General features: G+C 32.5%; 20 protein-coding genes. 19 read left to right on the top strand and 1 reads right to left on the bottom strand.

Annotation, left to right across the window (positions count from 1 at the left end; all coding sequences use genetic code 11):
- Position 1 precedes the first annotated feature (1 nt).
- From CLV33_RS01605 to CLV33_RS01520, 18 genes are all read left to right on the top strand, one after another.
- Positions 2–403, top strand: a complete 402-nt coding sequence (locus CLV33_RS01605; RefSeq protein ID WP_105472418.1) for a DUF4174 domain-containing protein — start codon at positions 2–4, stop codon at positions 401–403.
- Between the two features lie 147 nt (positions 404–550).
- Positions 551–802 carry a hypothetical protein gene (locus tag CLV33_RS01600; RefSeq protein WP_105472417.1) on the top strand — a complete coding sequence of 84 codons (252 nt, stop codon included), beginning with the start codon at positions 551–553 and terminating at the stop codon, positions 800–802.
- Complete coding sequence (locus tag CLV33_RS01595) at positions 792–1055, top strand: type II toxin-antitoxin system RelE/ParE family toxin (RefSeq protein ID WP_105472416.1); 264 nt, start codon at positions 792–794, stop codon at positions 1053–1055. The genes CLV33_RS01600 and CLV33_RS01595 overlap by 11 nt, the downstream gene beginning before the upstream one ends.
- The gene (locus tag CLV33_RS01590) at positions 1042–1335 is read left to right on the top strand and encodes a DUF1697 domain-containing protein (RefSeq protein WP_105472415.1); all 294 of its coding nucleotides are present in this window, start codon (positions 1042–1044) and stop codon (positions 1333–1335) included. Before CLV33_RS01595 ends, CLV33_RS01590 begins: the two co-directional genes overlap by 14 nt.
- A 220-nt stretch (positions 1336–1555) precedes the next feature.
- Entirely contained in the window at positions 1556–2635 is a 1080-nt protein-coding gene (gene mvaD / locus CLV33_RS01585) for a diphosphomevalonate decarboxylase (protein WP_105472414.1), read from the top strand.
- A gap of 69 nt (positions 2636–2704) precedes the next feature.
- On the top strand, positions 2705–3634 hold the full coding sequence (locus CLV33_RS01580; RefSeq protein ID WP_105472413.1) for a mevalonate kinase family protein: 930 nt from the start codon (positions 2705–2707) through the stop codon (positions 3632–3634).
- A gap of 56 nt (positions 3635–3690) precedes the next feature.
- A complete protein-coding gene (locus CLV33_RS01575) occupies positions 3691–4593 on the top strand; it encodes a geranylgeranylglycerol-phosphate geranylgeranyltransferase (protein ID WP_105472412.1) in 903 nt (300 codons plus the stop codon).
- Positions 4594–5544 carry a carbon-nitrogen hydrolase family protein gene (locus tag CLV33_RS01570; protein WP_105472411.1) on the top strand — a complete coding sequence of 317 codons (951 nt, stop codon included), beginning with the start codon at positions 4594–4596 and terminating at the stop codon, positions 5542–5544.
- A gap of 66 nt (positions 5545–5610) precedes the next feature.
- Positions 5611–6453 carry a pseudouridine synthase gene (locus CLV33_RS01565; protein ID WP_105472410.1) on the top strand — a complete coding sequence of 281 codons (843 nt, stop codon included), beginning with the start codon at positions 5611–5613 and terminating at the stop codon, positions 6451–6453.
- Between the two features lie 450 nt (positions 6454–6903).
- Positions 6904–8355, top strand: a complete 1452-nt coding sequence (locus CLV33_RS01560; protein WP_105472409.1) for a type III PLP-dependent enzyme domain-containing protein — start codon at positions 6904–6906, stop codon at positions 8353–8355.
- 30 nt (positions 8356–8385) lie between these two features.
- A complete protein-coding gene (gene speB / locus CLV33_RS01555; RefSeq protein WP_042242978.1) occupies positions 8386–9324 on the top strand; it encodes an agmatinase in 939 nt (312 codons plus the stop codon).
- Complete coding sequence (locus CLV33_RS01550) at positions 9311–10288, top strand: deoxyhypusine synthase family protein (protein ID WP_042242981.1); 978 nt, start codon at positions 9311–9313, stop codon at positions 10286–10288. Before speB ends, CLV33_RS01550 begins: the two co-directional genes overlap by 14 nt.
- A gap of 2 nt (positions 10289–10290) precedes the next feature.
- Entirely contained in the window at positions 10291–11817 is a 1527-nt protein-coding gene (locus CLV33_RS01545; protein ID WP_042248077.1) for a bifunctional GNAT family N-acetyltransferase/carbon-nitrogen hydrolase family protein, read from the top strand.
- A 63-nt stretch (positions 11818–11880) separates the two neighbouring features.
- Complete coding sequence (locus CLV33_RS01540) at positions 11881–12207, top strand: hypothetical protein (RefSeq protein ID WP_042242984.1); 327 nt, start codon at positions 11881–11883, stop codon at positions 12205–12207.
- 14 nt (positions 12208–12221) lie between these two features.
- The gene (locus CLV33_RS01535) at positions 12222–12443 is read left to right on the top strand and encodes a hypothetical protein (RefSeq protein ID WP_042242987.1); all 222 of its coding nucleotides are present in this window, start codon (positions 12222–12224) and stop codon (positions 12441–12443) included.
- Between the two features lie 24 nt (positions 12444–12467).
- Positions 12468–13247 carry an RMD1 family protein gene (locus tag CLV33_RS01530; RefSeq protein WP_105472408.1) on the top strand — a complete coding sequence of 260 codons (780 nt, stop codon included), beginning with the start codon at positions 12468–12470 and terminating at the stop codon, positions 13245–13247.
- A gap of 59 nt (positions 13248–13306) precedes the next feature.
- The gene (locus CLV33_RS01525; RefSeq protein ID WP_105472407.1) at positions 13307–13915 is read left to right on the top strand and encodes an MCP four helix bundle domain-containing protein; all 609 of its coding nucleotides are present in this window, start codon (positions 13307–13309) and stop codon (positions 13913–13915) included.
- Between the two features lie 161 nt (positions 13916–14076).
- Complete coding sequence (locus CLV33_RS01520; RefSeq protein WP_105472406.1) at positions 14077–14457, top strand: hypothetical protein; 381 nt, start codon at positions 14077–14079, stop codon at positions 14455–14457.
- A gap of 53 nt (positions 14458–14510) precedes the next feature.
- On the opposite strand, the gene CLV33_RS01515 is transcribed toward CLV33_RS01520, so the two are convergent.
- Complete coding sequence (locus tag CLV33_RS01515; protein WP_105472405.1) at positions 14511–15965, bottom strand: mannosyltransferase; 1455 nt, start codon at positions 15963–15965, stop codon at positions 14511–14513.
- Positions 15966–16162: 197 nt separating this feature from the next.
- Between CLV33_RS01515 and CLV33_RS01510 the strand changes: the two genes are divergently transcribed.
- Positions 16163–16597 carry a hypothetical protein gene (locus CLV33_RS01510; RefSeq protein ID WP_146109698.1) on the top strand — a complete coding sequence of 145 codons (435 nt, stop codon included), beginning with the start codon at positions 16163–16165 and terminating at the stop codon, positions 16595–16597.
- Positions 16598–16794 lie beyond the last annotated feature (197 nt).

Here is a 16794-nt window from a genome sequence, read left to right as displayed (position 1 = left end):
TATGAAATATTTAATATTAATTATTCTTTTTTCAAATGCTATGTGGTCCCAAGACTTAGAATCGCACCAGTGGAAAGATAGAATCTTGGTTGTAAATGCCGATGAAAAAAATCGTGAACGAGCTGAATCCCAGTATCTATTGTTAAACAAGGAACAACAAAAGCTAATAGATAGAAAAATTGTGCTTTACAAATGTATTGCAGACACCTGTATGTTTTATGATTGGAAAAACACACCAAAGATGTTTAAAACAGATACTACAAAACAAGGCTTTAGTATTGTATTAATAGGGCTAGATGGTGGCGAAAAGTATAAATCTAACACTGTAGAAAAACCCGATGTGTTTTTAAACCTGATAGATACCATGCCCATGAGACGACAGGAGCTTAGAAATCGAAAATAAAAAAACGACTAGTCATACATTGCTATGATTAATGAGTGCCCATAACAGAATTACCTAATTATCATCAAAGTTTAGTAAAAGAGATATAACTATTTTATATAGGTTTAATATATTTTTTATATATTTAATATATAAAACACACATGCAATGGGAAAAACAAAAAAATTAGTAGAGCTTGATGACAAAGCCATCGCGATTTTAGAAAAACAAGCAAAACTTCAAAAGCGTTCCTTAAAAAATTATATTGAATACACCTTGGAAGATATGGCGTTGCGCTATTCTGAACCTTCGGAGGAATATAAGAAAATGATGGATGATATGATAGATAGAATGGAAAACGGAACACTAAAAACGATACCGTTTTCGGATGTGTTAAAAAAGTACGGACGTGAATTATAAATTCTCCAACGAGGCAAATCTAGAACTACACCGAGCGGTTTGTTATTTTAAACTCCAACAAAATGAAGGCCTTTTTTTGGATGATTTAATTAAACAGTTAAAAAGGATTTTGTCTATGCCAGAATTATTTCAAGTACGGTACAAAAAAGTTAGAATTGTAAGTTTAGAGTACTTTAATTATTCTATTCATTACACTGTTTTTAGAAACGAAATCATTGTTTTAAGAATCCTAAACCAAAATCAAGATTTTTAACATACAAACCTACATCGCGCTTTTAAGGGGCGTAAAGGTTGGTGGGCAAAACAAAAATCCCATGGCAGCACTTAGGGATTTGCTTTACAATCATGACTTTAAAAAAGTACAAACCTACATTCAAAGTGACAATGTTGTTTTTCATTCTTCAGAAGAAAAAAAGAGCAGTATTAAAAACAAAATTCATAATGCCATTGCATCCCATTTTGGATTTGAGGTGCCAATTCTAGTAAAAACGCCTATGGGATTACAACAAATTTATAATGATTGTCCCAATTAAAGCCTACACTGCATCAAGAAATTACAAAAGTATAGTAAAGTTATTGAAACACATTTTTTAGAAGTCTGAGAAACTAATGCACATAAAATTGTTAGTTGAACCCACACTGCTTTATTAGCGGAATCTGTAAAAAATGGTTGTAAAGGTTTCTTTTCTGTAGTTAGATAAAGGCTCTAATAATTGATGTCTTTTACTATCTTTGTTAACTGAAATATAGCAAATGACAGAAGAAAATTTCATCCCAAAGCCTTACACAAATTTAATTGATAGTGGCAGTTTCACATGGGCATCACCAAGTAATATTGCGCTTGTAAAATATTGGGGAAAAAAAGAACATCAAATTCCTGAAAACCCATCAATTAGTTTCACATTAAACAATTGTAAAACCACAACTACGGTTAGTTTTTCTAAAAAAGAAATTAATACTGGTTTTTCTTTTGAAGTGTTTCTGGATGGGGAGCAAAAAGAAGATTTTAAACCAAAAATAGAAATATTTTTTAAGCGTGTTGAAGTGTATTTACCATTTTTAAATGCCTATCATTTTAAAATTGAAACGTCAAATACATTTCCGCACAGTTCTGGTATAGCTTCTTCTGCTTCGGGTATGAGTGCACTGGCTTTGTGTTTAATGAGTATTGAAAAGGAATTAAGTACAGATGTTTCAGAACAAGATTTTATTAAAAAAGCATCTTTCCTGTCAAGATTAGGTTCAGGCAGCGCATGTAGGAGTTTAGAAGGCGATTTAGTGGTTTGGGGAACACATGATGAAATTAAGGGCAGTTCAGACCTTTTCGGTGTAAAATATCCTTATGATGTTCATCAAAACTTCAAAAATTATCAAGATACTATCTTGCTTGTTGATAAAGGCGAGAAACAAGTAAGTAGCACTGTTGGGCATAATTTAATGCATGGGCATCCTTTTGCTCAAAAACGTTTTAAGCAAGCAAATAGTAACCTCTCCCAAATGGTTTCAATACTTAAAAATGGCGATTTAGACCAATTTATTGCTTTAGTGGAGAGTGAAGCTTTAACATTGCATGCGATGATGATGACCAGCATGCCTTATTTTATTCTTATGAAGCCAAACACGTTAGAGATTATTAATAAAATTTGGAATTACCGAAAACAAAAAGGTTCTAAAGTTTGTTTCACTTTAGATGCAGGAGCCAATGTGCATGTGTTGTATCCGCAAAATGAAAGAGCATCTGTTTTAGAATTCATTAAAAATGAATTAGTTGCATATTGCCAAAATGGACAGTATATTTGCGACGTTATTGGCTTGGGAGCTAATAAATTATGATGTTATAATAATTTTGTTTAAAAAATTATTATATTTGTTAAACACATTACCCCGTGCAAAACAACTATTATGAAGGGACCTCTTTTTTACTCTAAAATTTTGCTCTTTGGTGAATACGGCATCATCAAGGACTCTAAAGGTTTATCTATACCTTACAATTTTTATAATGGTGCTTTAAAGAAAGATGAAAATCCTTCTGAAGTTGCTATAAAATCCAATGAAAGTTTAAAAAGATTCGCTACACACATACAAAGTATTGACGACAGTATTGTGCGTTTTGATATAGACCGTTTATTAGAAGACGTAAATTCTGGAATGTATTTTGATTCCTCCATTCCACAAGGTTATGGTGTAGGCAGTAGTGGTGCTTTAGTAGCAGCTATTTACGATAAATATGCCTTTGACAAAATTACAGTACTAGAAAACCTAACTAGAGAAAAATTATTAAAACTAAAGTCTATTTTCTCAGCAATGGAATCGTTTTTTCATGGTAGTTCTTCTGGTTTAGATCCTTTAAACAGTTATTTAAGTATCCCAATTCTTATAAATTCTAAAGATAACATAGAAGCCACTGGCATACCTGCGCAACAAAGCGAAGGTAAAGGGGGTGTGTTTTTATTAGACTCTGGAATTATTGGGGAAACCGCGCCAATGGTAACCTTGTTTATGGAAAGTATGAAAAAAGAAGGTTTCCGTAATATGCTTAAAAATCAATTTATAAAACATACAGATGCTTGTGTTGATGATTTTTTAAAAGGAGACATAAAATCTTTATTCAGAAATACTAAACAGTTATCAAAAATTGTATTGAATCACTTTAAGCCTATGATTCCGCAACAGTTTCACGAACTTTGGAAAAAAGGTATTGATACAAACGAATACTACTTAAAGCTTTGTGGCTCTGGCGGTGGAGGTTATATTTTAGGGTTTACTGAAGATATAGAAAAGGCTAAACAATCGCTATCAGGTTACAAATTAGAAGTGGTTTATAACTTCTAAACATTTTTTACCTTTACCGTATCCTGAACTTTTCAGGATTTCATCAATTTTAAGAGATGCTTTCCAGAAAACAGAAACATATTCTACTCAAATTTTTTAGTATGTTTTCTGTTGTTAGGGGCTATAATATTCTAGTAATTGTAATAGCTCAATATCTTACCGCAGTATACATTTTGGCTCACGACAAGCCAGTAAAGGAAGTTATTTTAGACTTAAATTTATTAATGTTAGTTTTGGCATCGGCAGCTACCATTGCAGGAGGTTATATTATCAATAGCTTTTACGATTCTGAAAAAGATTTAATTAACAGGCCTATAAAATCTAGGTTAGACAGATTAGTAAGTCAAAACACAAAGCTTTCATTTTATTTTGTTTTGAATTTTGTGGCGGTAATAATGGCGAGCTACGTGTCTTTTAAAGCAGTAGTATTCTTCTCCATTTACATCTTTGGCATATGGTTTTATTCGCATAAACTAAAGAAATTACCTTTTGTAGGTAACTTAACTTCAGCAGTTTTAACCATAACGCCATTCTTTGCCATTTTTATGTACTACAAGAATTTCGAAGCAGTAATTTTTGTACATGCTATATTTTTGTTTTTAATGATATCAATGCGCGAACTCACCAAAGACTTAGAAAATATAAAAGGCGATATTGCTCAAAATTACATCACAATTCCGGTAGCCTACGGTGAAAAAATGTCTAAAATAATGCTAACACTATTAGCAGCTGCAACCTTAATACCTATGTATTTATTGTTGTTTCGTTTTGAAGTAGGTTATATGTACCTTTTCTTTTATTTAAGTTTGTTTTTGTTAGTCTTGTTTTTAATATTGTTATGGCGGTCTACAACTAAAATTCAGTATTTAATACTTCATAATATTTTAAAGTTTATAATACTTGCGGGTGTAGTTAGCATTTTACTAATTGATGTTAATGTAATTTTAAATAGAATTTAAATGCAAAACTTACTAAAAGTAGCATTGGCCCAAATTGCGCCAGTGTGGTTAAACAAAACCGAAACTCTAAACAAGGTACAACAATCTGTTATTGCTGCTGCCAAAGAAAATTGTGAACTTATTGTGTTTGGAGAAGGCTTAGTGCCTGGGTATCCGTTTTGGTTGGCTTTAACTGGAGGTGCCGAATGGAATAAAACTATTAATAAAGAATTGCATGCGCATTATGTAAAACAGTCTGTTACTATTGAAAAAGGCGATTTAAATGATGTTTGTAAATTGGCAAAACAATATAAAATAGCAATTTACCTAGGAATTATAGAGCGTCCTTTAGATAGGGGCGGACATAGTATTTATGCCTCATTGGTTTATATTGATGCTACAGGAGAGGTAAAATCGGTACATAGAAAACTACAGCCCACTTACGATGAGCGTTTAACTTGGGCTCCTGGAGATGGTAACGGTTTGCAAGTACATAAATTGAAAGACTTTACAGTAGGAGGCCTAAACTGTTGGGAAAATTGGATGCCTTTACCTAGAGCAGCTCTCTACGGTTTAGGGGAAAATTTACATATAGCTGTATGGCCAGGGAGCGAACATAACACTAAAGATATTACACGATTTATTGCAAGGGAATCTAGAAGTTATGTAATTTCTGTTTCTAGTTTAATGACAAAAAACGATTTTCCTAACAATACACCGCACTTAAAAAGTATATTAGAAAAGGCACCAGATGTTTTAGCTAACGGAGGTAGCTGCATTGCAGGGCCAGATGGCGAATGGGTTGTTGCTCCTGTTATAGAAGCATCGGGTTTAATTATTGAAACATTAGACTTTAACCGTGTGTACGAGGAGCGTCAAAATTTTGATGTCGTGGGGCATTATTCTAGGCCAGATGTAACGCAACTACATATAAATACAGAACGACAATCTACAGTAAAATTCAAAAAATAATAAATCGTTAATCTAAAATCATAATTCGTAAACTATTAGGTATATCTTTGTATAAAATTTTAAGTAATGAATAGACAACAAGGGGGCAAGGGTAAAGGAAAACCATCAGGACGTGGCAGTGGTAACAAGCGTTTTAAAAGTTACGCTAGAGGAAATGCACCTATAAAAAATACAAATACACAAGCGAAAAAATCTGGTAATCCTGATGAAATTCGTTTAAACAAATATGTGGCAAATGCTGGTGTGTGTTCACGTCGTGAAGCCGATGTGCACATAGCTACAGGTTTAGTTTCTGTAAACGGAAAGGTAGTTACAGAGATGGGCTTTAAAGTAAAACCAGGCGATGAAGTACGTTATGATGGTGCAAGAATAAACCCAGAACCTAAAGCTTACGTGCTATTAAATAAGCCAAAAGGTTTTGCAACCACTACAAGCGAAGGTAAAGGCAGAACAGTAATGGATTTAGTAGCCAACGCTACAAACGCAAAAATAAAACCCATTGGCCGTTTAGGTAGAAACTCTAAAGGATTATTGTTTTTTACAAATGACGATACCATTGCAAAAAAGTTTACCAACTCTAAAAATGGGGTAGCACGATTATTTCACATAGAATTAGATAAAAACTTAAAACTAGAAGACTTAAAGAAGATTCAAAATGGTTTTAAGATCGATGGAAAATTAATTGAGGTAGAAGAGATTAGTTATATCGATGGTGCTACTAAAAAAGAAGTTGGCTTAAAAATTAAAAATACGGGCAACACCATTATTCGTACTATATTTGAATATTTAAATTACGATATTTTAAGTTTAGATTGTGTAGCTATTGGGCATTTAACCAAAAAAGATATACCTCGCGGACATTGGAAACACTTAACAGATCAGGAGTTAAATACGTTAAAGATGCTTTAAAAACACCGTATGCCTTTAATTATCTAGCTTTAGTGCTATAAAAGGTGCACATAAAAATTTTTTTTAAAAATGTTTTGTGCATTAAAAAATAATATACATTTGTACACCTTTTTTGAGCAACGAATAAAAAAATTCAAAAAAGTAGCTGAACAAATTGAAACCTGTTTCTATGTTCGGGCTTTTGAAAATTAGGAAGTCATATTCAAAAGCAGCTTATAGATTAAGTAACCGAATTTTAAAGCTAACTTCCGTTTCTCCAATATATGCTGTTCAACAGCCATACGCTTTTGTACCCACTACTAGCAACCAGATTCAAATCTGATAGTATCTCTTTTTTTTCGGTTTAACAAAGTGATAATATTCTCTTTACGGCAATTTAATTTGTGATAAAGCACACTTTATTACGTTTGGTTTTTAATTTAATGCCGTACTACATCCAATTTAAAAAAAATGAATACAAAATATATTGATTTAATAAATCAAACTTTTGATTTTCCTCAGGAAGAATTTAAAGTTGATAAAGGGCAGTTGCATTTTCATGATATAGATTTAATGCAACTTACAAAACAGTATGGAGCACCGCTAAAGTTTACGTATTTGCCACAAATTTCCAATAACATTAACAAGGCAAAAATGTGGTTTGAAAACGCAATGCAAAAGCACAATTATAAAGGTAATTATAACTACTGCTACTGTACTAAAAGCAGTCATTTTAAGCATGTTTTAGATGAAGCCTTAAAAAACAACATACACATAGAAACGTCATCGGCGTTCGATATTGATATAGTTGAGCGCCTTAAAGAAGCAGGTAAAATTACAGATGAAACATTTGTAATTAGTAACGGCTTTAAACGTGCGCAGTATGTAACAAATATTGCTCGTTTAATTAACAACGGTCATAAAAATGCAATTCCAATAATAGATAATTATGAGGAAATAGATTTATTGTCCCAAGAAATAAAAGGCAAATTTAATGTAGGTATTCGTATAGCATCTGAAGAAGAACCCAAGTTTGAGTTTTACACCTCTCGTCTGGGTATTGGTTACAAAAACATTGTGCCCTTTTACAAAAACCAGATATCCAATAATAAAAAAGTAGAACTTAAAATGTTACACTTTTTTATAAACACGGGTATTCGCGATAATGCATATTATTGGAACGAGCTACTTAAATGTTTAAAGGTTTACACCAATTTAAAAAAGATATGCCCAACACTAAACAGTTTAAATATTGGTGGTGGTTTTCCCATTAAAAATTCTTTGGCTTTTGAGTTTGATTATGAGTATATGATTGACGAAATTATAAATCAAATACAATTAACCTGCGATGAGGAAGAAGTAGACGTGCCAAATATTTTCACCGAGTTTGGTAGTTTTACTGTTGGCGAAAGTGGTGGTGCAATTTACGAAGTGCTATACCAAAAACAACAAAACGACCGCGAAAAGTGGAATATGATAAACTCATCGTTTATTACTACATTACCAGATACTTGGGCAATTAATAAGCGTTTCATTTTATTACCAATAAATCGTTGGCAGGATAGTTACGAGCGTATTTTATTAGGAGGCTTAACATGCGATAGCGACGATTATTACAATAGCGAACAACATATGAATGCTATTTATATGCCAAAATATAATAAAGAGAAACCCTTGTATATCGGATTTTTTAATACAGGCGCCTATCAAGAAACCATTGGCGGTTTTGGCGGTTTACAACACTGTTTAATTCCTTCGCCTAAGCATATTTTAATAAATAGGGATGCAGAAGGTAATTTAACCACCGAAGTATTTAGCGAGCAACAAAAAAGTGAAGACTTACTTAAAATTTTAGGTTATGGTACCAATCAAAATGCTTCAAAACCAGTAGAAGAACTGGTTGAGGAAATCAATACAAAATAGGTATATATAATCAATACGAAATACTTAAAAATGAACACAAAAACTTACGCTGGAATTCCTCAGGAATTAGCGAAATTAGAACAAGCTAAAATTGTTTTAATCCCTGTACCCTATGATGGTACAAGTACATGGCAAAAAGGTGCCGACAAAGGTCCAAAAGCTTTTTTAGAAGCTTCGGAAAATATGGAGCTTTACGATATTGAAACAGGTACCGAAGTATACCAACAAGGTGTGTTTTTGGCAGACCCTGTTACAGAAAACAAGTCTCCAGAAGCTATGGTAGACGCAGTACATCAAATCACAAAAAAATACATTAAGAAGAATAAGTTTGTTACCATTTTTGGTGGTGAGCATTCCATTTCAATAGGAACTATTCGTGCTTTTAATGAGATGTACCCGAGCTTAACAGTGTTGCACATAGATGCACATGCCGATTTGCGTAAATCTTACGAAGGCTCAACGTGTAACCATGCTTGTGCAGTTTACGAAGCTAGCCAAAGCACCAACTTAATTCAAGTAGGTATTCGTTCTATGGACATAATGGAAAAAACGGTGATGGACGAAGAGAAAACCTATTTTGCTCACGACATGGCGATAGACGATTCTTGGATGGAAGCAGCAATAGATCAAATGACTGATAACGTATTTATTACTTTTGATTTAGATGCCTTCGATCCATCAATTCTCCCAAGTACCGGTACACCAGAACCAGGTGGCTTATTGTGGTATGAAACCTTAGATTTTTTAAAACAAGTATTTGAAGAAAAACATGTTGTAGGTTTCGATATTGTAGAGTTATGCCCAAATAAAGACGAAAAGTCATCAGATTTCCTAGCTGCAAAATTGTATTACAAGATGTTAAGCTATAAATTTATGAATGATGCGGTTAGCGATAATTACGACAATGCTTACGAGTCTAAAGAACAAAAAAAGAACACTTTAAAATTTACTGACGATGACAACAACTAAAGGCCCAATTTCACAATTTATAGAAACCCATTATTTACATTTTAATGCAGCTGCTTTGGTAGATGCAGCAAAGGGTTACGAAGCACAGTTGAATAATGGTGCAAAAATGTTGGTATCTCTCGCAGGTGCTATGAGTACTGCTGAGCTTGGGAAAAGTTTTGCAGAAATGATACGTCAAGATAAAGTACAAATTATTTCCTGTACAGGTGCAAACCTTGAAGAGGATATTATGAATTTGGTGGCGCATTCCCATTACAAGCGCGTGCCAAATTACCGCGATTTAACCCCTAAGGAGGAATGGGATTTATTAGAAAAAGGTTTAAATCGTGTTACCGACACCTGTATTCCAGAGGAGGAAGCGTTCCGTCGCCTACAAGAGCATATCTACGAAATTTGGAAAGATGCAGAAGCTAAAGGCGAGCGTTATTTACCACACGAATATATGTATAAAATGTTGCTTTCGGGGGTGTTAGAGCAATACTATGAAATTGATATAAAGGATTCTTGGATGTACGCTGCAGCCGAAAAGAATTTGCCTATAGTATGCCCAGGTTGGGAAGATAGTACTATGGGGAATATTTTTGCAAGCTATGTGTTAAAAGGCGAATTAAAAGCAAGTACTATGAAATCTGGTATAGAATACATGACGTTCCTGGCAGATTGGTATACCGAAAACTCTTCAAAAGGTATAGGTTTCTTCCAGATTGGTGGTGGTATTGCAGGCGATTTTCCTATATGTGTAGTACCAATGCTGTACCAAGATATGGAACGTACAGACACACCATTCTGGAGTTATTTTTGTCAAATTAGCGATTCTACAACAAGTTACGGCTCTTATTCTGGAGCAGTTCCTAATGAAAAAATTACATGGGGAAAGTTAGATATAGATACGCCTAAGTTTATTATAGAAAGTGATGCTACAATTGTTGCGCCTTTAATTTTTGCTTATTTATTAGGGCAATAACCATGGGTAAACAAAAGATAGAAAATATAGAATTAAAGTACCTCACCGTTGATGATTTTGAGGAATTAAAAGAAGCAACCTTAGCATCTTATGCTGGTGTGCTTAATTCGTATTGGAAAAAGCATCATATTGAGGATTTAACCAGAATGTTTCCTGAGGGGCAAGTCATCATAAAGATAGACGGCGATATAGCAGGTTGTGCATTGTCATTAATTGTAGATTACAACAGTATTGATGATGAACACACCTATGAAGACGTTATAGGCGGCAAATCATTTAAAAACCATGACCCTGAAGGCGATGTGTTATATGGTATAGATGTATTTATAAAGCCAGAATATAGAGGCCTTCGCTTAGGAAGACGTCTTTATGATTACAGAAAGGAAGTTTGCGAAAACCTAAATTTAAAAGGTATTGTATTTGGAGGACGAATGCCAAATTATCATAAACATCCAGATTTAACACCCAAAGAGTATATAGAAAGGGTTAAGCGCAAAGAAATTCATGATCCTGTTCTAAATTTTCAAATTTCAAACGATTTTCATCCCGTAAGAGTCTTAAAAGGTTACTTAGAAGGCGATACAGCATCAAATGAGTATGCCGTTTTAATGGAATGGGATAATATTTATTATACAAAACCCAATAAAAAAGCATCAACTGTAAAAACTATTGTTCGTTTAGGCTTAATACAATGGCAAATGAGGCCTTACAACGCTTTAGATGATTTAATGCAGCAAGTAGAGTATTTTATAGATAGTTTAGCGGCGTACAGATCAGATTTTGCAGTGTTCCCCGAGTTTTTTAATGCGCCATTAATGGCAGAGTTTAATCATTTGCACGAGTCGGAAGCTATTAGGGAATTGGCAAAATTTACAGAAACTATCACCAATAAATTAAAACAGTTATCCATCTCGTATAACATTAACATTATCTCAGGCAGTATGCCCGAAGTTGTCGACGATAAACTATACAACGTAGGTTATTTGTGCAAACGCGATGGTAGTGTTGAGCGCTACGAAAAAATACATGTAACACCAGATGAAGCCAAAGTTTGGGGTATGCAACGTGGAAGTGAGCTTAAAACCTTTAATACAGATTGTGGAAAAATTGGTATTTTAATTTGTTATGATTCAGAATTCCCCGAGCTATCACGGTTGTTAGCAGATGAAGGTATGGATATTTTATTCGTTCCGTTTTTAACAGATACACAAAATGGCTATTCTCGAGTAAGACTATGTGCACAAGCACGAGCCATTGAAAACGAATGTTATGTTGCCATTTCTGGTAGCGTAGGCAATTTGCCAAACGTAAATAATATGGATATACAATACGCACAATCGGCAGTATTTACACCATGCGATTTTTCGTTTCCAAGTAATGGCATTAAGGCAGAAGCTACTCCTAATACCGAAATGATATTAGTAGCAGATGTAGATATTAGCTTGTTAAGAGAATTACATGCTTTTGGTGCTGTTAAAAATCTAAAAGATAGAAGAAAAGATTTTTATGATGTTATTAGAAAAAAATAATATAAATAGTATATTTAATTCATTTTTAAAACACCCCAACTTAATACAGGAAAAATTAACCCAATGAAAAATAAAAATGACAATTTAAAACGTGTTATCGTAGATTTTAAAAAATTAACTCCAGAGATTCTGGCGCTACTGGTTGAAAAATACCCTGATGGTTATGATGACGACCACATAATATCCTTTAGAAACCAACACAACGAAATTATTGAAGCTGTTGAGGTAACTACAAGCGATACAAAGTATTTGGTAAAAGTAAGTACTAAGTTAGAGGTGACTATGGAGAATTACGATGAAGATGATTATGAGGAATTTGATAACGATGACCCAGAAGCAGTTCAGCCTCCAGATATTGAGGATGAAGACCCAGAAGACGATAACGACTAACACTTATTAATATCATGAGAACAGCCGCTTTTAAATCCTACAAAAACGGTTATTTTACGTTTTGGTTCGAGAATGGCGAGGAATTAGCTTTTGAAGAAGTGCATCCTCGTGTTTTAAAACAATACGATTTAAAAAACGACAAAAGCTTAATTGATGTAGATTTTAGAATTACGTTTGTTGAAGACGGTGACGATGAAAATCCCATCTATAGAGTAGAAAGTTTAAAACCTATTTAAAAAAACCTTTTACATAATACATAAATGTATACGGTAGTTGCTTACCAAGTAGCTAGCGCTATCAATTTAAAAGCTAGTAAACAAGGGTTGCAGTGGCAATTGTTGTTTCAAGATAGCGATGAACTTTACTATAAAAGTTCAAACGAAAGTTTTATTTATCTGTTTCAATACGGTATGGTGAGTTTTTTCAATATGAACCATACTGAAATAGAACAGGCTTTAGAACAAATTAAACCATTTTGTGTCAATTTTTTTTCCGAAAAATTATCTGAATCGGTCGAAGTCATCATTAAAACAAACACGCTAAGAGTTCAGTTTGATAGTGTGGTGTTGCCTAAAATTGATGAGGAAATGATACGATTGGTAATGCTAAACACATCACAATCAGTGGCATTACAAAGCTTTTCCGAAATTACAGAAGAGTTGTTAATAGAAACTAACGAACATACCTTATATCTTGAAGAAAAAGGAAAGTTAGATATTTCTGGGCATAAACTAAAGCGTTTTATAGGTAAGGTTTTAAACATTAAAAATAAAATTACAGAGAATCTCTATATTTTTGATGCACCAGACATTACTTGGGAGAAAGAGCAGTTAAATAAGCTTAATCAGGATTTAAAACAATCTTTTGATTTAAAGGACAGATACCGCTTAATTCATGACAGAATTGAAATTATAAAAGAGAATTTAGAGCTCTTTAAAGATATTATGGACCATAAGGAAAGTAGCCGATTGGAGTGGATTATCATTATTTTAATTGTTATTGAAGTTTTAGATTTATTTGTAGGGAAAATGTTAACATAGCTTGTATCTAAAGCATTTTTATTATTTTTATTAGAATTATAAAAAAAACGAAAAAATATATGACTTTCTTCAATAAAATTAAATGGGTGCTAAGTATTTTAATGGTTTTTGTATTAATTGTTACCACAAACTTAATAGATAGAAATAATTTTATAAGAGTTAAGGATTCTGTAGTTACAATTTATGAAGATAGACTCATTGCTAAAGATTTAATTTTTGAAATGTCTAAAGCAGTTCAAGAAAAGGAAGTCGCCGTTGCAGCTTCAGATACTACTTTTTTTAATCAATATAACAATAAAGTGAATGACGACATCCAAAGCCTTATTTCAAGATTTGAACAAACCAAACTCACATTAGACGAAAGTAAGGTGTTTGATAATTTAAAAGAGAATTTTCAAAAATTAAAAACTTTAGAAAACGTTTTTAAAGACTCAGATTTTGTGGCAAAAAATAATTTGGCGACTGGTATTAATAATTTAAAAGAAAATCTTGATGAGTTATCTGAAATACAGATTAATGAAGGAAAAAGGCAAATGTCTATTAGTCAAAAAGCAATTGATACGGTAGAGCTCTTTACCCAAATAGAAATATATTTATTGGTGTTTCTAGCTATTGTTATCCAAATTATTGTTATGTATAACCCCAAACAAAATAAAAGTTCACTTTAACCTTTTTTTTTAAATATAGCACAACTATTTATAAGAATAAAACGTATATTAAGCTATTGGCTACCAATGGTTTTAGGGTAAAACCATTTTAAAGTAATTCGGGCTTTCTGGTAGGATGTTTTCCGAAGATTTTATAGTTAAATTTTAAAATTTTAAAAAACATGAAAACACAAAAATTAATAGTTTTCGCAGGTTTAATGCTAGCGTTTTTTTCACTTTCAGGCTTTAAGTCACATTTAAAAGTAAACAGTACTTTCTCAATTTTAGAGGATCAGGAAGGTTTAATTGTTTATGCTACTTTTGATGGTAAAGAAGATTATGGTTATAATTTTATAACCAAAGGAAAAGATGATGAAGAACACACACTTACATTTCAAAACGTAGAAGACGATGTTTTAAAAGAATTCAATTTAAATTCTGATGACTTAATTGGTACTAAATTTAAAATTACCTTTAATAAAGATACTGAAGTTACTACCGATGAAGACGATATGGAAATAGAGGAGGAAATTAACACCATAACTAAGCTAGAAAAACTGTAAATGTTTTAACAGTTGTGCTGTTCTTTAAATTTCAGCACTACTCGTACATAATTTTAGGCTTCCAGTGTTTTGGGAGCCTTTTTTATACATACTTCCCAAAAAAACATACCGTAAACAATAAGATATTCTAGGGCAATAATCCATAAATTTTCAGACTTATCAGCTTTGTTCAAATTTACATAAGCTAAATAACTTAGTATAATAACACAACTCCAAACCAATGGAAACTTGTATTTTGTAAAAACCGATAGTATTAAAAGTGTAGCCACATACCAAGGATGTACTGTGGTAGTTGTAAAATAGTAAAACGATAGCACAAACAACATAGCGGTAATAAGTTCTACCATAGTGTTGTTTTTTCTGTAAAATGTAATGATGAGCGTTACGCAAATAACCACTACAGGTATAATTTTTCCAATTATGGCAATTTCGTTGTAACCCCTAAACCAATACCCAATTTCTCTAGCGATGTAATAAATACTTGCATTGAATTCAAAATTTTGAAACCAAAGTGCTACGGTATTCGAGTAATTATGTATAAATTCTGTGGTGTAAAAAGGTGCAAAAAGAAGTAATGTGGTAACTATAATTAAAGTATAGAACACCATTAGTTTTACAAAACCATGTTTAATGTTATTATAGGGCGTAACCAACAAAGTAACCTCTTTTTTTTGTGCAGATAGGTTCTCTCTATTTACTATTGTAGTAACGTTACGATTTACAAACCACTGAAAAAATAAGGGTAAAAATAGTAAAGGTATTAATTTAACCGAAACAGACAGCGCTAAAACCACCGCAGCCCATTGCCATTTTCCTAAATAAAGTAAATACAAACTCCAAATTAAAAAGAAAATCATAACCCCTTCAAAGTGAAGATTTCCTGTAAGTTCAATAATAATAAAGGGATTTAAGATATACCAAAAAATGGTGTAAGAAGGAATTTTAAGTTTTTCTAGAAGGCGTTTTCCAAAATACAGCGTTCCAAAATCGGCTAAAACTATTAATAATCTCATTGTAATTACTGCGCCCATAATACTCTTATTGGCAAAAAGTGCGGCAATAGCAAAACATAACTGGTTTATTGGTGGGTAATTGGTATAATGGCTTGCATTAAGCGCTCCCATGCCTTCATGAAGTTCCTGTGCTTGAGCAACAGGTAATTCGCCATTGTTTATAAAAGATGTAACAGTATATAAATATGGGTTAAAACCCTCTAAAATCATGCGTCCGTCCCAAATAAATCTATAAAAATCCTGAGATAAATTAGGTATGGCTAAAATAAAAATAGCCCTAAATGCAAACGCTAAATAGGTAAGTGCCTTACTATTGTGTTTTAAATGTTTTGTGATATTGTAAAATAAAACAAACAACGCCACATAAAGTGTAATGAGTTTTATATAGTCTGTTCTAACTAAATTATACGCAAAAGCCCAATAAAATACTAAACTAGCCAAGGCTAAAAGCAAGGGTGCTTTATTAAGTTTTAAAAAAGTTGGGTTTAAAAGCATGCAGTAAATATAGTACTATTTGTTTGTTGGTTTAACGTTGAAATACTCATCTTCTAAACCATAAAAAAAGAATGTTTTAAATTGATGTTATGATATTTCTCAGGTTTTAAGTTTATTAACTTGACTAAATTGTAAGTTTAATTTAATTAACAACTACAATGAGAACTTTTTTTGTTTTTCTACTTACTTTTCTTTTTGTGAATATCACATTTAGTCAAAATTTTCAAGAACTTTCAAACTACGATTTTAAAGCAATTGAAAGCTATAAAACCGAACAAGATAAGGTTTTAGAATGTGCTAATTACCTGTTTAATAACCCAATGACAAAAGATGAATTGAACAGACTTACAGCTATTCAATATATTATGAAATGGATGGAAGGTACACCAGCCTATACTTTTGAAATAGGGGATAAAGCAATGGAGCTATCTAAGGGGAACTCAGATTTATTAGGTTTATACCTTGCAGCAATGACAAAAGTTGTACTGGAACATGAAGGTAAGCCATTAAGTAATGATGCTATCTACAAAAAAGCAGAAATAATATTGGTAGATTATTGTGCTAATTCTGAAAATAAAATAAAACCTTCTAAAAAAATAAAGAAGCTTATAAAAAAACAGAAGAAGACTTAATTTCTTTAATTAAGAGTATTTTTTAGCAGTTAAACAGCAAAAGTAAATTCAGTTAGTTTTGGGCTATATATTGGCAGGTATATGCGTTATGGATTGCAGCGGCACCCTTTTATTTTTCTTATGAAGTAGACTGATTTTTGGCTAAATCGAATACCTGTATTGTTAACTCTTACCTATCAAGTAATTACAAAAACAAA

Source organism: Jejuia pallidilutea (assembly GCF_002973595.1).
Lineage (GTDB): Bacteria > Bacteroidota > Bacteroidia > Flavobacteriales > Flavobacteriaceae > Jejuia > Jejuia pallidilutea.
Note: the sequence above shows the minus strand (reverse complement) of the source record. Positions and strands in the feature narration are given on the sequence as shown.

What these genes read in the sequence shown, in the direction of transcription:
- CLV33_RS01605 (WP_105472418.1), top strand. Translation starts at nt 2, where the DNA reads ATGAAATATTTAATATTAATTATTCTTTTTTCAAATGCTATGTGGTCC.
- CLV33_RS01600 (WP_105472417.1), top strand. Translation starts at nt 551, where the DNA reads ATGGGAAAAACAAAAAAATTAGTAGAGCTTGATGACAAAGCCATCGCG.
- mvaD (WP_105472414.1), top strand. Translation starts at nt 1,556, where the DNA reads ATGACAGAAGAAAATTTCATCCCAAAGCCTTACACAAATTTAATTGAT.
- CLV33_RS01580 (WP_105472413.1), top strand. Translation starts at nt 2,705, where the DNA reads ATGAAGGGACCTCTTTTTTACTCTAAAATTTTGCTCTTTGGTGAATAC.
- CLV33_RS01575 (WP_105472412.1), top strand. Translation starts at nt 3,691, where the DNA reads ATGCTTTCCAGAAAACAGAAACATATTCTACTCAAATTTTTTAGTATG.
- CLV33_RS01570 (WP_105472411.1), top strand. Translation starts at nt 4,594, where the DNA reads ATGCAAAACTTACTAAAAGTAGCATTGGCCCAAATTGCGCCAGTGTGG.
- CLV33_RS01565 (WP_105472410.1), top strand. Translation starts at nt 5,611, where the DNA reads ATGAATAGACAACAAGGGGGCAAGGGTAAAGGAAAACCATCAGGACGT.
- CLV33_RS01560 (WP_105472409.1), top strand. Translation starts at nt 6,904, where the DNA reads ATGAATACAAAATATATTGATTTAATAAATCAAACTTTTGATTTTCCT.
- speB (WP_042242978.1), top strand. Translation starts at nt 8,386, where the DNA reads ATGAACACAAAAACTTACGCTGGAATTCCTCAGGAATTAGCGAAATTA.
- CLV33_RS01550 (WP_042242981.1), top strand. Translation starts at nt 9,311, where the DNA reads ATGACAACAACTAAAGGCCCAATTTCACAATTTATAGAAACCCATTAT.
- CLV33_RS01545 (WP_042248077.1), top strand. Translation starts at nt 10,291, where the DNA reads ATGGGTAAACAAAAGATAGAAAATATAGAATTAAAGTACCTCACCGTT.
- CLV33_RS01540 (WP_042242984.1), top strand. Translation starts at nt 11,881, where the DNA reads ATGAAAAATAAAAATGACAATTTAAAACGTGTTATCGTAGATTTTAAA.
- CLV33_RS01535 (WP_042242987.1), top strand. Translation starts at nt 12,222, where the DNA reads ATGAGAACAGCCGCTTTTAAATCCTACAAAAACGGTTATTTTACGTTT.
- CLV33_RS01530 (WP_105472408.1), top strand. Translation starts at nt 12,468, where the DNA reads ATGTATACGGTAGTTGCTTACCAAGTAGCTAGCGCTATCAATTTAAAA.
- CLV33_RS01525 (WP_105472407.1), top strand. Translation starts at nt 13,307, where the DNA reads ATGACTTTCTTCAATAAAATTAAATGGGTGCTAAGTATTTTAATGGTT.
- CLV33_RS01520 (WP_105472406.1), top strand. Translation starts at nt 14,077, where the DNA reads ATGAAAACACAAAAATTAATAGTTTTCGCAGGTTTAATGCTAGCGTTT.
- CLV33_RS01515 (WP_105472405.1), bottom strand. Translation starts at nt 15,965, where the DNA reads ATGCTTTTAAACCCAACTTTTTTAAAACTTAATAAAGCACCCTTGCTT.